This window comes from Nonomuraea sp. NPDC049695 (assembly GCF_040674955.1).
GTDB lineage: Bacteria > Actinomycetota > Actinomycetes > Streptosporangiales > Streptosporangiaceae > Nonomuraea > Nonomuraea helvata.
This window is the reverse complement of sequence record NZ_JBFANV010000112.1, coordinates 15,201-29,656: the sequence shown is the minus strand read 5'-3', so window position 1 is coordinate 29,656 and position 14,456 is coordinate 15,201. Positions and strand designations below refer to the sequence as shown.

18 protein-coding genes and 1 pseudogene are annotated in these 14,456 nt (G+C 67.3%); 13 read left to right on the top strand and 6 right to left on the bottom strand.

The genetic code is table 11. The features are described 5' to 3' along the window. The first annotated feature begins 546 nt into the window (after positions 1 to 546). From AB0J64_RS49970 to AB0J64_RS49950, 5 genes are all read left to right on the top strand, one after another. The gene (locus AB0J64_RS49970; RefSeq protein WP_364044012.1) at positions 547 to 885 is read left to right on the top strand and encodes a helix-turn-helix domain-containing protein; all 339 of its coding nucleotides are present in this window, start codon (positions 547 to 549) and stop codon (positions 883 to 885) included. Then, positions 882 to 1,133, top strand: coding sequence for a hypothetical protein (locus tag AB0J64_RS49965; protein ID WP_364044009.1), 252 nt, complete (start codon positions 882 to 884; stop codon positions 1,131 to 1,133). The genes AB0J64_RS49970 and AB0J64_RS49965 overlap by 4 nt, the downstream gene beginning before the upstream one ends. A 108-nt stretch (positions 1,134 to 1,241) precedes the next feature. Further along, entirely contained in the window at positions 1,242 to 3,437 is a 2,196-nt protein-coding gene (locus tag AB0J64_RS49960) for an MMPL family transporter (protein ID WP_364044006.1), read from the top strand. 164 nt (positions 3,438 to 3,601) lie between these two features. Further along, positions 3,602 to 4,615, top strand: coding sequence for an NADP-dependent oxidoreductase (locus tag AB0J64_RS49955; RefSeq protein WP_364044003.1), 1,014 nt, complete (start codon positions 3,602 to 3,604; stop codon positions 4,613 to 4,615). A gap of 23 nt (positions 4,616 to 4,638) precedes the next feature. Continuing rightward, positions 4,639 to 5,076, top strand: coding sequence for a MerR family transcriptional regulator (locus AB0J64_RS49950; RefSeq protein ID WP_364044000.1), 438 nt, complete (start codon positions 4,639 to 4,641; stop codon positions 5,074 to 5,076). Between the two features lie 95 nt (positions 5,077 to 5,171). Here AB0J64_RS49950 and AB0J64_RS49945 read toward each other — a convergent pair whose 3' ends face one another. From AB0J64_RS49945 to phoU, 4 genes and pseudogenes are all read right to left on the bottom strand, one after another. Further along, entirely contained in the window at positions 5,172 to 5,330 is a 159-nt protein-coding gene (locus AB0J64_RS49945; protein WP_364044021.1) for a hypothetical protein, read from the bottom strand. A gap of 49 nt (positions 5,331 to 5,379) precedes the next feature. Further along, positions 5,380 to 5,496: pseudogene (locus AB0J64_RS49940) on the bottom strand (DNA mismatch repair protein MutT); the annotation flags it as partial. Positions 5,497 to 5,641: 145 nt separating this feature from the next. Next, positions 5,642 to 5,917: a hypothetical protein gene (locus AB0J64_RS49935; RefSeq protein ID WP_364043997.1), complete on the bottom strand. Its 276-nt coding sequence runs from the start codon at positions 5,915 to 5,917 to the stop codon at positions 5,642 to 5,644. Positions 5,918 to 6,172: 255 nt separating this feature from the next. After that, positions 6,173 to 6,817, bottom strand: a complete 645-nt coding sequence (gene phoU, locus AB0J64_RS49930; protein WP_344997822.1) for a phosphate signaling complex protein PhoU — start codon at positions 6,815 to 6,817, stop codon at positions 6,173 to 6,175. Positions 6,818 to 6,940: 123 nt separating this feature from the next. On the opposite strand from phoU, the gene AB0J64_RS49925 reads away from it, so the two are divergent. Further along, positions 6,941 to 8,122, top strand: coding sequence for an ATP-binding protein (locus AB0J64_RS49925; RefSeq protein ID WP_364043993.1), 1,182 nt, complete (start codon positions 6,941 to 6,943; stop codon positions 8,120 to 8,122). After that, positions 8,119 to 8,811 carry a response regulator transcription factor gene (locus AB0J64_RS49920; RefSeq protein WP_344997818.1) on the top strand — a complete coding sequence of 231 codons (693 nt, stop codon included), beginning with the start codon at positions 8,119 to 8,121 and terminating at the stop codon, positions 8,809 to 8,811. The genes AB0J64_RS49925 and AB0J64_RS49920 overlap by 4 nt, the downstream gene beginning before the upstream one ends. Positions 8,812 to 8,863: 52 nt before the next feature. Here AB0J64_RS49920 and AB0J64_RS49915 read toward each other — a convergent pair whose 3' ends face one another. After that, on the bottom strand, positions 8,864 to 9,445 hold the full coding sequence (locus AB0J64_RS49915) for a copper chaperone PCu(A)C (RefSeq protein ID WP_364043990.1): 582 nt from the start codon (positions 9,443 to 9,445) through the stop codon (positions 8,864 to 8,866). A gap of 275 nt (positions 9,446 to 9,720) precedes the next feature. Here AB0J64_RS49915 and AB0J64_RS49910 point away from each other — a divergent pair, with 275 nt between their 5' ends. From AB0J64_RS49910 to AB0J64_RS49895, 4 genes are all read left to right on the top strand, one after another. Further along, the gene (locus AB0J64_RS49910; protein ID WP_043624891.1) at positions 9,721 to 10,203 is read left to right on the top strand and encodes a CarD family transcriptional regulator; all 483 of its coding nucleotides are present in this window, start codon (positions 9,721 to 9,723) and stop codon (positions 10,201 to 10,203) included. A gap of 17 nt (positions 10,204 to 10,220) precedes the next feature. Continuing rightward, the gene (gene ispF / locus AB0J64_RS49905) at positions 10,221 to 10,691 is read left to right on the top strand and encodes a 2-C-methyl-D-erythritol 2,4-cyclodiphosphate synthase (protein ID WP_364043987.1); all 471 of its coding nucleotides are present in this window, start codon (positions 10,221 to 10,223) and stop codon (positions 10,689 to 10,691) included. 183 nt (positions 10,692 to 10,874) lie between these two features. Continuing rightward, positions 10,875 to 11,162, top strand: a complete 288-nt coding sequence (locus tag AB0J64_RS49900) for a GlsB/YeaQ/YmgE family stress response membrane protein (protein ID WP_344997812.1) — start codon at positions 10,875 to 10,877, stop codon at positions 11,160 to 11,162. 97 nt (positions 11,163 to 11,259) lie between these two features. Then, positions 11,260 to 11,529 (top strand): GlsB/YeaQ/YmgE family stress response membrane protein, encoded by a 270-nt coding sequence (locus tag AB0J64_RS49895; protein ID WP_364043983.1) that lies wholly within the window; start codon positions 11,260 to 11,262, stop codon positions 11,527 to 11,529. 56 nt (positions 11,530 to 11,585) lie between these two features. Here the strand turns inward: AB0J64_RS49895 and AB0J64_RS49890 are convergent, their stop codons facing one another. Next, positions 11,586 to 12,518 (bottom strand): DUF2637 domain-containing protein, encoded by a 933-nt coding sequence (locus tag AB0J64_RS49890; protein ID WP_364043980.1) that lies wholly within the window; start codon positions 12,516 to 12,518, stop codon positions 11,586 to 11,588. Between the two features lie 53 nt (positions 12,519 to 12,571). On the opposite strand from AB0J64_RS49890, the gene AB0J64_RS49885 reads away from it, so the two are divergent. Together AB0J64_RS49885 and cysS are read left to right on the top strand one after the other, a co-directional pair. Further along, positions 12,572 to 12,958 (top strand): PPOX class F420-dependent oxidoreductase, encoded by a 387-nt coding sequence (locus AB0J64_RS49885; RefSeq protein WP_364043977.1) that lies wholly within the window; start codon positions 12,572 to 12,574, stop codon positions 12,956 to 12,958. A gap of 64 nt (positions 12,959 to 13,022) precedes the next feature. Continuing rightward, on the top strand, positions 13,023 to 14,417 hold the full coding sequence (gene cysS / locus AB0J64_RS49880; RefSeq protein WP_364043974.1) for a cysteine--tRNA ligase: 1,395 nt from the start codon (positions 13,023 to 13,025) through the stop codon (positions 14,415 to 14,417). The last annotated feature ends 39 nt before the right edge of the window (positions 14,418 to 14,456 follow it).

Here is a 14,456-nt window from a genome sequence, read left to right as displayed (position 1 = left end):
CCTCGCGCTCCCCGGACGCCGGCCATCGGGCGACGGGTCATGGCAGGCCGTGTCCACAGTCCAGAGAGGGCACCCAAAACGGTCGGCGGTGTTGCGCTCCTTGGACCACTCGCCGTCGCACCCGGGACGCTTACGAGGACGGCCCAGCGCTTCCCCGTCCCGTCACCGGTTTGTGAGCTACGCCGTCCCCTTTGATGGGAAATCGGCCGACGGCGATGCCGGGTTATGAACGGTCTTCCAGTTCCCGTAGCAGAGCGGCACGTCACGTCAGGTGATGTTGGGCCGCACCCGGAAGAAGACCCTGTTGATCAGAGTTCGGTGATCCGCCCACCGTCCGCCCTTCGGACTGACAAGCGTGAGTGTGCATCTACCAGGGCACCGTCGACGTCGCCTCGATCAGGATCTGACTCGCGATCCGGTCCAATGATCCACGGAATGCTCCCTGGGCGCGCAGGACGGCCGGGAGGCACATGCCTGGCCGCCGACTGAGTTGGTGAATAAAGTTAGGCACCTGCTAAGTTCTGTTTGCATGTCTCGGGATGCGTCATGAGCGCCCCGGCGCCGACCGGGGACGAGCTGCTGTCGGTGATGGCCACGTTGGCCAATCCGCATCGGCTGCGCGTCCTCGCGGCGCTGGCGGGAGAGCGCGACTACGTAAGTCGGCTCGCTCGCAAACTCGGCATCAGCCGGCCGCTCCTGCAGGTCCACCTGCGCAAGCTGGAGGCGGCGGGGCTGGTGACGGGGCGGTTGGAGCTTTCTGAGGACGGCAAGGCGATGAAGTTCTACGAGGTGAATCCGTTCGTCATCGAACTGACTCCACAGTCAATCCAGACCGCGGTGGGCACGCTGACCGTGCCCGTGGCCGATAAGGAGGGATCGGAATGATGAGCGGGCACAGCTTGGCGGAGGTGGTCGGTGCTCTTGGCATCTTCGCGTTCATCACCACCGTGATCACAGCGATCATCGTGCAGATCGGCGCGACGGCGAGGGCCCGCGCGGCGCTTGCACGCGAGGTCGAATACCGCAAGCTCGCCTCGAGCGGCGTGGACGCACAGCAGGGCTTGGAGCGACAGCTCGGTGCGATCGACGAACGACTGGCCGCGATCGAAAAGATCCTCAAGACGGTCGAGTAGCCCTGGGGCCATGCCCTGGGCCGCCGAGCTGCAACTCGGCGACCCAGGTGAACGAAGAAGAACGCATCCACTCACAGGAACGCTCCTTCAGGGAAAGGACAGCAGTTCATGCTGCCTGAAAGCAAATCGCACGGCCCACTGGTGGAACGGATCGCCGGTTGGTCCGCCCGTCATCGTATGACCGCGATCATCGGGTGGTTCGCCCTGGTGATCGTTTCAGTGCTCGTCGGCACCGTTCTGGGTCTGGATTCGGCGCACAGTACGGATCCGGGGGAGTCCGGCCGGGCCGACCGGGTCCTCGATGCTCAGACCAGCTACGTCCCGCTGCAGGAGAATGTCCTGGTCCAGCCGCTCGAAGACGGTTCGCGCCTTGCCGTGAACCCGCAGGTGAGGGGCGCCATCAAGGATCTGACCACGAGGTTGCGGCAGGTGCCGGGCGCGGTCGCCCAACTGCGTTCGCCTCTGGAGCCCCACGGTGCCGACCTGATCTCAGAGGACGGACGCTCCGGCCTGGTCAACATCCAGATAGCCGGGCCCAGCGAGCAGTTCCGCGACCACCGCGCCGCCATCGAGTCGACGGTCAAGGAAGTGGCGGCCAGGCATCCTGACGTAAGGCTGGCCCAGGCCGGAGACGCCAGCCTGTCGGCAGCGGTCAACGACGGCATCAAGGACGACATGAAGTGGGCCGAGTTCCTTTCGCTGCCGCTCACCGTGGTGATCCTGCTGGTCGTGTTCGGCTCGCTCATCGCTGTGGGGATTCCGCTGCTGCTGGCGATCACGACCGTGCTTGGCGCGTTCGGCCTGCTCCAGGTGGTCGCGCACTGGGTCCCTGTCAACAGCGCCACCTCGTCCGTCGTGCTGCTGATCGGTATCGCCGTCAGCATCGACTACTCGCTGTTCTACCTGCGCCGGGAACGTGAGGAACGGGTGGCCGGACGTAGCGTGACCGAGGCGATCAAGATCACCTCGCGGACCTCCGGGCACGTGGTGCTCGTCTCCGGCCTTACCGTGATGCTGTGCCTGAGTGGCCTGCTGCTCACGGGTCTGGACAACTTCCAGGGCCTGACCGCGGGTGCCATCCTGGTCGTCGGACTCGCCATGATCGGCTCAGTCACCGTGCTGCCCGCTCTTCTGGCCCTGCTCGGCCACCGCGTCGACAAGGCTCGCATTCCCTGGCTGGGCCGTCGTCGTACCGCGGCCGGTGAGTCCCGATTCTGGACAGCCGTAGCCCGCGCAGTGGTACGGCGTCCGCGGCTCTGGGGCGGACTGGCTGCTCTTGTCCTCGTCGTGCTGACTCTGCCGGCGTTCCAGATGCGGCTCCAGGATGCGGCGGTCACCGACAGCCTGTCCCGAGAAGTCCCGGTCGTGGACGCCGCGATCCGCATGCAGGAGGCCTTCCCCGGCAGCCCGCTGCCCGCGTGGGTGGTCATGTGGGAGAAACGAGCTGGCGCATTGGACGCTCCCCGGGTGCTGCAAGCGGTGAAGGAGCTGCATCCGATCTCCACCGCGCGCGTCGACCGGATCATGGTCGCTCGCGTTCCGCTGGCGGACTTCGGCACGGGTGAGGTGGCCAACCGTTCCCTGGAGGAGTTGCGTGCCGTAAAGGCTCCGGCCGCGCTCGGCTCACTGGAGGGCGTGGACTACGCGGTGTCAGGCAAGACCGCGTTCGCGTACGACTTCACCAAGCAGATCACCCGACGATCAACGCTGGTGATCGGATTCGTGCTTGCGTTCGCGCTCGTACTGCTGGCGGTCTCGTTTCGGTCCCTGGCGGTGGCTCTTGTGTCGATCCTGCTCAACCTGCTGTCGCTCGGCGCCGCGTATGGCGTGCTGACCTGGGTGTTCCAGGAAGGCCACCTGAGCGCGGCGCTTGGCTTCACACCGTACGGCGGCGTGATCGGCTGGTTGCCGCTGTTCATGTTCGCGATTCTGTTCGGACTGAGCATGGATTACCACATCTTCATTCTCAGTAGGATCCGGGAACGCCAAGCCGCCGGCGCCTCGGTGCGCCAAGCCGTCGTCACCGGGATCGGCGCCAGCTCCGGAGTTGTCACCAGCGCCGCCGTGATCATGACCGCGGCTTTCAGCGTGTTCCTGGCGCTGTCAGCGATCGAGTACAAAATGATGGGCGTCGGGCTCTCCGTCGCCATCTTGATCGACGCGACCCTTGTCAGGGGTGTGTTGTTGCCGGCCGCGATCACCCTGCTCGGCGAGCGGCTTGGTTCCGCCGGGCCGGCGCGTCGCCCTGCCGCCGGCGTGTCCGCGCCTGAAGTGGCCCGGACGTCCTCGGACTTGCCTATGTAGGCGTCGCTCCCGTTGATGAAGGGCTACGTGACCGAGCACGGTCTGATTCCGGCAGCGGGCTTGAAGTTGACGTATACGTCAACTTCTAACGTTGTCGTGAATCGTTCGACAAATCCGCGTCGGGGCTGTCCTACGCGGTGTCCGATGCCTGTCGGGGAGCTGCCATGACCCTTGCCATCCCAGTCACCCATCGCGAGGTGCGCCTGGCCACTCGCCCACAAGGGGCACTCCGCACCGACCACTTCCGCGTGGTCGAGGCCCCGGTGCCCGAGCCCGGCTCCGGCCAGGTGCTCGTGCGCAACCGGCTCATGAGCGTCGTCGCCGTGATGCGCACCCTGATGCGGGGCGATGACGATCTGCCCATGCCGCCGTACGAGCCGGGTCAGGCCCTGTGGGGTCCGGCCATCGGCGAAGTGATCGCCGCGCCGGACGCCGACCTGAGCCCCGGCGATCTCGTCACGCACCGTCATGGATGGCGCGAGTACGCAGCCGTCGACGCGGCCGAAGTGCAGCGCATCGATCCTGAGGCGTTGCCCGATGTGGCCGCCCACCTCTCGCAAGGAGCGACCGCCTGGTTGGGCATCGTACGAGCTGCCGAGGTACGGGAGGGGGACACGGTGTTCGTCACCGGTGCGGCGGGCGGCGTCGGCACCCTGGCCGGGCAGTTCGCCCGCCTGCGTGGGGCAACACGGGTGATCGGCAGCACCGGTTCCCAGCGCAAGGGCGAGTACCTGATCAAGGAGCTGGGTTACGACGCCGTTGTCATCCGCGGGGCGGGCCCGATCGAGGACCAACTGCGCGAGGCGGCCCCGGACGGAATCGACGCCGTCTTCGACAATGTCGGCGGCGAGCAGCTGTCGGCCGCGCTGGCGCTGGCCCGCCGCGGTGCCCGGGTCGCTCTTGTCGGCACGCTGTCCGGGCAGATCTCCGGCGGCTTCACCGCCCCGATCGAGATCGACACCGGCTCCCTCATCCTGCGAGGGATCACGCTACGCGGCATGTCGGGCAGCGATCATCTGGACGCGATCCCGCAAGCGATGCAGGAGTTCGGCCGTGCACTGCGCGAGGGCACCATCACCTTCCCGCACACCCGCTTGTCGGGCATCGATCAAGCACCGCAGGCATTGTGCGAGTTGCTCCAAGGACGCCACATTGGAGCGGTACTCGTAGAGCTGTAAAGCATGGATCTGGGAGGACGAGAATGCGTATCGGCGAGGCGGCGACGGCCGCGGGTCTCACCCCACGGGCGCTGCGCTACTACGAGCAGTGCGGGCTGCTCGCGGCACGGCGCACACCGTCAGGGCACCGCGAGTACAGCCACGATGACGTCTGCCGGTTGCGGACCGTACGCGAGCTGCTGGACACCGGCTTGACGATCAGCGATGTACAGGCCTTCGTCCACGTCCTCGACATGAAGTTCTCACCGGACGGCGAAGGTTCCGGGATCGTCACAGACGACGAGCCGGGCCGCTGCCCGCCCGCCGAGGTCGCCATCCGGAGGCTGGCGGATCTCGATGAACGCATCGAGCGGCTGACCGAACTGCGCGCCCGTCTCGCCGACGCGGTCGCTCACCGCTTCGGCGAGGTGTTCTGCGGCCTTGATCGCTCGAATGAACGCAGGCCTGACCGGGCAGCCTGATGATCCACGGGACGGGTCCAAGCTGCTGACGGCGTTCCGTCAGCAGATGAGCTTTGACCGCGCCCCGGCAGTTGTGTCTGACCATTGGCGCGGATCTACCGGGAGGCGAGCCGGGACCAGCCGTGCAAGCCGATGCCCACGTTGTCGAGGTAGAGGCTGATCCCGGCGGCCGTGCAGGGGACGGTGTTGCCCTGTAGTCGCTTGGCCGGGACCCAGCGCAGCTCGGCGCATTTCGCAGGCTCGGCGTTGAACACGTCCCTCCTCTTGAGCCTCGCGGATCGCGCAGTCCACGACCGTCTCACCCTCTTCGAGGTGGCCGGAGGGCAGGCAGTGCCGACCGTCGCGGTATCCAGTGCCGTCTCGCAGGCACAGCAGGATTTCGCTGTCACGCTCGAGGACCACATGGACATCGATGACCATCTGTATTGCTGATCACCTCTGTGAACTACTCCGCGTGGGTGCGTGGCAGTAGCGCACTGGCGTGGCCGGTGATTGCCTGGACGGCGGCTTGCGTGAATGTGTGGTTGCGAGCAGTTGTCATAGCCGCCGCCGGAACCACGAAAGTTCAATTGCTGCTCGGCGGCCAGCTTTCCCAGGAGCGATCCGAACCGCTCTCCTCGCTGTACTGCTTCGCCCTGCGCACACAGTCAGGGCAGATCGGCTCGTCAACCGACCTGGCCACGGCTTCCGGCTTGGCCGGACGAAGAGAGCCCAGGACCGTGATCCCGGGCGGCATACGGGTCTCGGGATCGATCAGGACGGTCATGACCTCTTTCGGGTCGAAGCTGAATGTGCGCTTGCACATATAGCACCGACCGGTGTTCTCGGCATAGTCGCTCATCTGATGTCGTCCTTCCCTTACCAGGAAGGTACCCGTCCAGTGAACGGCCGGAGGATCAACTGGCCCTCGCCGCTAGGCAGACCGGCACGGCTTTCGCCAGCCAGCATCGCCATTCTGGATGCGGAGAAGGGTTAAGGGAAGGGGAGCGCGAGGGGACGGGAGTCCCCTCGCATGGGGGGTGTGGGGGGCGTGCCCCCACACGACACAGCCTGAGCCCCATCGCGCGAAGCGCCAGTGGGTGGAAGGCCGTGCTTCTCAGCTGGGACGGGACCCCGTGACCAGGTAGACGACGTCAGCCGCCACCCGCACCGCATGATCCGCGTACCGCTCGTAGTAGCGCCCGATCAACGTGATGTCGATCGCCGGCTCCACACCGTGCTCCCAGTCCTTGGACAGGATGTTCCTGAACAGCCTCCGGTGCAGCCGGTCCATCGCGTCGTCGTCCTGCTCCAGCTCCAGGGCCGAGTCCACGTCCCGCGAAGCGATGCAGCTGCCGGTCTTGGTGATGAGGTTCTCCGCGATCTGCCCCATCTCCACGATCGTCGAGCGCACCTCGGCCGGGATCGCCGACTCCGGGTGGCGGAGGCGGGCGACCTTGGCGACGTGGACGGCGAGGTCGCCCATGCGTTCCAGGTCGGTGCCCATGCGCAGCGCCGTGATGACCATCCGCAGGTCCACCGCCACCGGCTGCTGCCTGGCCATCAGCTCGAAGATGGAGCTCTCGATATCGGCGAAGATGGCGTTCACTTCCTCGTCCCGGGAAATGACGCTCTCGGCCAGCTGGAGATCCGAGTCGAGCAGGGCCGTCGTGGCCCGTGAAATGGCCGAACGGACGAGCCTGGTCATCTCGACCAGCTTGTCGGTCAGTGAATCGAGTTCCTCATGGTACGCGTCGCGCATGTGGCCACCGTACGGGCCCGTCGATGAACGAACCCCTACCGTCAGATGAACTTTCCAGGAAAGGCCGTTCATCCCCTGATGAGGGGGTCTGCCCCTGGGAAAAGGCCACCTACCATCGGAGATATGAGTGAGATGGCCATGAGCTTCGCGGCCCTGGCCGGGTTCGTCGTGGGCGCCCTGGCGGTCCTGTTCTACCGGAACCAGATCGAGGCTCCCAGGCGTGCCGCAGGGCCCGACCCGGTCGAGAGCGGCGCGGCGCTGCCGCAGGGCGTGGCGTCCGTGCTGGCCGTGCTGCCCTCGTCCGCCGTGGTGCTCGACGCGCACGACAAGGTGCTGCGCGCGAGCTCGGCCGCGCGGGCGTTCGGGCTGGTCAAGGGCGACCGGCTGATGGCCGCCGAGCTGCTGGCGCTGGCCAGGCAGGTACGCAGGGACGGCGAGATCCGCGAGAGCGAGATCGACGTCGCCGGACACAAATTCGGCCAAGAGACCACCAACTTCGCAGTACGCGTGGCCCCGCTCGGCTCCCACGGCCTGGTGCTGGTGCTCGCCGAGGACCAGACCGAGCGGCGCAGGGTCGAGGCCGTACGCCGTGACTTCGTCGCGAACGTCAGCCACGAGCTGAAGACCCCGGTCGGCGCGATGAGCCTGCTGGCCGAGACCATCCAGGACGCCGCCGACGACCCCGAGGCCGTCGGCCGCTTCGCCGGGCGGATGCAGCACGAGGCCGCCCGCCTCAACTACCTCATCCAGGACTTGATCACACTCAGCAGGATCCAGGGCGCCGAGCCCATCCCCACCCCTGGCCAGGTCTCGATCGACGAGGCCATCCATGACGCCATCGACCACTGCAACACCAAGGCCGTCGCCAAGGACATCGCGCTCGTCACCGGGGGCACCGAGGGGCTGCGTATCTGGGGCGACGACGAACTGCTCGTCACCGCCCTGCGCAACCTGATCGACAACGCCGTCGCGTACAGCCCCGAGCACACCAGGGTCGTGGTCAGCGTGCGGCCCGCGGGTGACTCGGTGGAGATCAGCGTCAGCGACCAGGGCATCGGCATCCCCGAGGAGGCGCTCGAGCGGATCTTCGAGCGCTTCTTCCGCGTCGACGCGGCCAGGTCGCGCGCGACCGGGGGCACGGGGCTCGGCCTGGCCATCGTCAAGCACGTCGCCGCCGCGCACGCCGGCGAGGTGTCAGTCTGGAGCAAGGAAGGCTCCGGCTCCACCTTCACCCTCCGCCTGCCCGCGTTCGGCGGCACGGCGGTGGCAGTACCACCCTCGATTCCCCTGGAGACAGCTAAATGACCCGCGTACTCGTCGTGGAGGACGAGGAGTCCTTCTCCGACGCCCTGTCCTACATGCTCAGGAAAGAGGGCTTCGAGGTGTCGGTCGCCGCGACCGGGCCCGAGGCGCTCGACACGTTCGACCGCAACGGTGCCGATCTGGTGCTGCTCGACCTGATGCTGCCGGGTCTGCCCGGTACGGAGGTGTGCCGCTCACTCAGGCAGCGCTCCAAGGTCCCGGTCATCATGCTGACGGCCAAGGACAGCGAGATCGACAAGGTGGTGGGCCTCGAGCTGGGCGCCGACGACTACGTCACCAAGCCGTTCTCCTCGCGCGAGCTGGTGGCACGCATCCGCGCGGTGCTGCGCCGGCAGGGCGACGTGATGGAGGAGCTGGAGACCGCGGTGCTGGCCGTCGGCCCCGTGCGCATGGACGTCGACCGGCACGTCGTCGCCGTGCGCGGCGAGCAGGTGCAGCTGCCGTTGAAGGAGTTCGAGCTCCTGGAGGTGCTGTTGCGCAACGCAGGGCGTGTCCTGACCCGTGGCCAGCTCATCGACCGCGTCTGGGGCGCCGACTACGTGGGTGACACCAAGACCCTCGACGTCCACGTCAAGCGCCTGCGCGCCAAGATCGAGGCAGACCCGTCCAACCCGCGCTGCATCCTCACCGTGCGGGGCCTGGGCTACAAGTTCGACGCCACCGAGGAATGAGAGAACCCTTGTTCCGGTACGGGTCGCGTACCGGAACAAGGGTTTTCGCGTGTCAGTGGGCTTCTTCGGAAGCGCTGGCGGAAGGCGTCGGCGAGGGGGTGGCGGCCGGCGTGGCGTTGGGGGCCGCGGGGTAGTCCTTGAACTCGCGGCTGCGCGTGACCACAGGGACGTTCAGGGACACGATCCCGGCGTTGGCGAACTGGAGGTCCAACTTGATGCTCTCGCCGCCCCTGAGGCTCTTCGGGATCGCCTCGAGCATGATCTGAGGGGTGGGCTTGCCGGTGTTCACCAGCTGGTTGCTCGGGAGCTGGATCGGAGCCGTGACCTTCGCCGTCCCCATGCTGCCCGCGTTGACCGCCTCGAGGGTGTCGGGCGCGCCTGCGGTGTTGAGGATGTTCAGGTAGATCGGGGCCGAGCCGCGCCAGGCGAGCTGCGCACCGGAATCGGGGCCGAGGATGAACGCCTGGGGAATCTGAATGCCGCGCGTGCCGTAAGCACCGTTCTCGATCAGTACCCCTGCCTCGTTGGGCGCGTACGGCTTGTTGGTGTTGGCGTCGAATCCAGCCCCGCAGCCCGCGAGCACGGGGGCTGCCAAGAACGCGGCGGCTACGACAATCCAGCGACGGCTGGTCACGAGCGGGTTCTCCTTGGTCTTGCGGAGGGTTCGCGCATGCGCTATGCGGAGGTGGCGCGCACGCGTGATGTGCAGCGCCCACCATATCCACCCCAATCCATGGTCATATCCGCACCCCTGCAGGTCATTCGCTATGTCCGGAAATGCGATTCATAGAGTTGAGCGGTTGTCAAGCCCTAATATGAGGCCTTGACCTGCAGTTATGATGATTTCACTGTTCCGGGAGGCTGTGGATGCGTGGTACCCTGGAGTACAGCGGAAGGGGTACTTGTCACATGACTTTCCAGGTCGGCGACACTGTCGTCTACCCCCACCATGGGGCTGCTCGGATCGAAGCAATCACGAAGCGATCCATCAAGGGTGAGGAAAAGACCTACCTGGTGCTCAAGGTCGACAAGGGCGACCTTACCGTCCAGGTGCCAGCCGAAAACGCAGAACTCGTCGGTGTGCGCGATGTTGTCGGCCAGGAAGGCCTTGAGCGGGTTTTCGATGTCCTGCGTATGCCGCACACGGAAGAGCCCACCAACTGGTCTCGTCGCTACAAGGCCAATCTGGAGAAGCTCGCCTCCGGCGATGTGAACAAGGTCGCCGAGGTGGTTCGGGACCTGTGGCGGAGGGACCGTGAGCGCGGTCTGTCCGCGGGCGAGAAGCGCATGCTCGCCAAGGCACGCCAGATCCTGGTCAGTGAGCTCGCTCTTGCGGAGAAGACCAACGAGGACAAGGCTGAGGCCCTGCTCGACGAGGTTCTCAACTCCTGAACACACATCTTCCACGGGTGGGCGTCGGAGTCGACGTCCACCCGTTCGCTTCAGGAGCCTCGGAGCGGGAGCTCAACCTCGCCGGCCTGCACTGGCCGGGCGAGACCGGACTCGAGGGCCATTCGGACGGCGACGCGGCCGCGCACGCGGCGTGTGACGCGCTGCTGTCCGCCGCCGGTCTGGGCGATCTCGGACAGCTGTTCGGGACCACCGATCCACGGTGGGCGGGCGCCTCGGGCGTCGCGCTGCTGGAGGAGACCGCGCGCCAGGTGCGTGCCGCGGGCTACGAGATCGGCAATGTGGCCATCCAGGTGATCGGCAACCGGCCCAGGCTCGCGCCGCGCCGTACGGAGGCCGAGAAGACGCTCAGCGCCGCCGTGGGCGCGCCCGTGAGCGTGTCGGCCACCACCACTGACGGGCTCGGCCTGACGGGGCGCGGAGAGGGCATCGCGGCCTTCGCGACGGCCCTGGTGGTCAACCTTTCCTGAACGCCGGGCGTCTTTACGTACGGATGCGTGAGGGTGTCCCGGCGGGCCGTCGCCCGGCCCGCCGAATCCGGAGGCGGCGGTTCGTCACTGGCGCGGTACGGGCCGCCGCCTTCCTCTGGTTGCTTGCCTGCTCAGAGGGTAGATGCCCCTCAAGACATGTGAACGTCTCGGGGGGAGCTACACATGATCGGAGCGATTGTTTCCGCAGTAGTCATCGGCGCGATCGTCGGTGCCCTCGCCAGGTTGATCGTGCCCGGCAAGCAGAACATGTCCATCGGCCTGACGCTCATCGTCGGCATCGTGGCCGCTCTGCTCGGCACGCTGATCGCCCAGGCGACCGGGGTGGCCGACACGCGGGGGATCGACTGGATCGAGCACATACTTCAGCTCGTGCTGGCGGTCATCGGCGTGCTCCTCGTGACGCGCATGGGCCCGGGACGCACCGGCCGTACTCGCGGAACACCCACCTGACCTGCGCATTCTTCAAGCCCACGCATAAACCCGGTAGATCGGGTAGCGACATCCCCGTGAGAGTGAACCGTTCACTCTCGCGGGGAGGTTTCGAGTCATGACAATCGAGTCCATCCTTGGCGCCATCGTGATTGGCGCCGTGATTGGCGCAATCGGTCGTCTGCTGCTTCCGGGTAGGCAGGCCATCGGGTGGATCCTCACCATCGTCGTCGGCATCGTGGCAGCCCTGCTGGGCACGGCGCTCGCGCAGGTGCTCGGGGTGGAGACGACGCCTGGCATCGACTGGATCGAGCTCGTGATGCAGGTGGTGCTCGCAATCGTCGGCGTCGGCCTGGTGGCCGGACTCCGACGCGGCTCGAGGGTCTAGGCGGGATAGCGGGACAGAAAGGCCCGCCCGGGACATGTGTCCCGGGCGGGCCTTTCTCACTCTTCTGGATCCGCCGGTGGCCGCGGGGTGCTGCGCAGGCGCCCTGAGGGTGCCGGCGGGTCGTCCTCATGAATCACGGGGTGGGGGGCGGTGTCCTCTGAGGCGTCGTCCCGCTCTTCCGCCTCGGCCTGCTCGGGGCCGTGCTCGGGATCGGGCCCGTCGTCCGTCACGATGGGGTGCGGCTGGGTGTCGGCGTCTCTGTCGTCGTTGCGCGGGTGGACCAGGACGTCGGTCGGCTTGACCCGGTCGCCCCAGCGCACGGGCCGCGGCCGCGGCTTCTCCTCGTCCAGAACGGGCCACTCGGTCACCTGCGCCGCCACCGGATCTTCCACGACTTCAGCGACTTCCGTGACCTTCGGGGCCTCCGGGACCTCCGGGGTCTCTTGCACCGGTGGTGGCGGCGTCTCAGCGGGCCGGTCCACGGGGCTGTCCACGGGACGATCCACGGGACGGTCCACAGGGAAGGGGACGATGTCCTGCTCCACCGCGGTGTGGGCCGCCTCCGTCCGATGCGACTGCACGTGCTTGATCAGCAGCAGCCAGAGCCACAGGACCACAGCCAGCATGATCCAGGGCGCCAGCGCAACGCCGACGGCCGTCTGCCGCGCGTCGAACCCGAACCGCACCGCCGCCGCCACATTCGCCGCCGCGGCGGCCGCGATGAGCACGACCAGCACGGAGGCCGCCTGCACGCGTACGAGCAGCCGGGCCGAGCGCAGCAGCAGCACGTCGATCAGCGCGACCACCAGGAGGGCGTCGAAGGCGGCCGGATAGAGGAAGGCTAAGTCCTGCCTGGCCTCGCCGGTGATGGCCAGCGCGCGCAGGTCGTCGAACGAGAGCGCGCACGCGGCCCCGGTGAGGGCGGCGACCGCGAGCCCGGCCAGCGCGATGCCCAGGCGGCGGAGCGTAGAGGGGGGAGTCACGTCCATGGCGGTTTCGAGCCTACAGAAGAATGAGGGCCAGGACCGATCAAGGGAGATACATGGCCGAGCTGTCGGAAGAAGTGCGCAAACTCCTGGACGCGCCGAATTATGCGACCGTGACCAGCATCAACCCTGACGGCGGGCCGCAGTCGACCGTGGTGTGGGTCCGTACGGACGGCGACGACGTGCTGTTCTCGACCGTGAAGGGGCGCAGGAAGCCGCGGAATTTCGAGCGGGACGCCCGGGCGAGCCTGCTCGTCATCGACCCGGACAATCCGTACAGATACGTAGAGGTACGCGGGCGCGTGACCATGGCGGCCGATCCTGAAGGCTCGCTCATCCAGGAGCTCTCGCAGAAGTATCGAGGGCTGCCATGGGAGGACAAACCGGGCACGGAGCGGCTCATCGTACGGATCTCGCCGGACAGGGTCACGTTGCGGGGCTGATTTCTCGCTGTGACGGCCGTATTTAACGGCGTGACCAAGGCGCGGAGGCGTTAGCCTAGCCTTCGTGAGCCTGCACATCTACGACACCAGTACGCGCGCCATCCGTGAATTCGTTCCGGTCGAAGCCGGCCGGGCGTCGATTTACCTGTGTGGGGCGACCGTGCAGGCTCCTCCGCATATCGGGCACATCCGCTCAGGTGTGAACTTCGACGTGCTCCGGCGCTGGCTGGCGCGTTCCGGCTATGACGTGACGTTCTGCCGCAATGTCACCGACATCGACGACAAGATCATCAGGGTGGCGGCCGAGGAAGGCGTGCCCTGGTTCGTCGTGGCCGAGCGCAACCAGCGGGCCTTCACCTGGGCGTACGACACGCTGGGCTGCCTCCCGCCGACCGTCGAGCCGCGGGCCACGGGGCACGTGCCCGAGATGATCACGCTGATGGAGCGGCTGATCGCGCGCGGCCACGCGTACGCGTCCGGCGGTGACGTCTACTTCGACGTCCAGTCGTACGCCGACCGCTATGGCTCGCTCTCCAACCAGAAGCTGGAGAACATGCGGGCCGCGGCCGACACCGACGACGAGTCCTGCAAGCGCGACCCGCGCGACTTCGCCCTGTGGAAGGGGGAGAAGCCGGGCGAGCCGACCTGGCCCACCCCCTGGGGGCCGGGCCGTCCCGGCTGGCACCTGGAGTGCTCGGCCATGGCGACGAAGTACCTCGGCGCGACCTTCGACATCCACGGCGGCGGGCTCGACCTGATCTTCCCGCACCACGAGAACGAGATCGCGCAGTCGCAGGCGGCGGGCGACGGGTTCGCCCGCTACTGGATGCACAACGGCATGCTCAAGATCGGCGCGGAGAAGATGAGCAAGTCGCTCGGAAACTCGCTGCTGATCCCCGACATGGTGCAGAAGGTCCGGCCGGTGGAGCTGCGTTACTACCTGGCGGCGCCGCACTACCGCTCCTCGATCGATTACTCGGAGGAGGCCCTGCTGGAGGCCGCGGCGGCGTACCAGCGCATCGAGGGCTTCGTGACGCGTGCCGCCGAGGTCATCCACGACGTCGACGCGGACGCGCCCCTGCCGCAGGCGTTCGTGGACGCTCTCGACGACGACCTCGGCACGCCGCAGGCGCTCGCGGTCGTGCACGAGGTGGTGCGCGAGGGCAACGTGGCGCTGTCGCGGGGCGACAAGGAGGCCGTGGCCCGGCTGCTCGCCGAGACCCAGAACATGCTGGACGTCCTCGGCCTCGACCCGCGCTCCCCGCAGTGGCGCGGGGCCGGATCGGACCTGTCGCCGGTGGTGGACGCGCTGGTGGCGGTGGCGCTGGAGCAGCGCAAGGCGGCCAGGGAGCGCAAGGACTACGCCGCGGCCGACGCGATCAGGGACCAACTGGCGGCGGCGGGGATCGCGGTGGAGGACACCCCGCACGGCCCCCGCTGGGAGCTGTCCCGCTCTTAGTGTGGGCTTCGGTGCCCTTCGGCCCGAGTACCCTTGGTG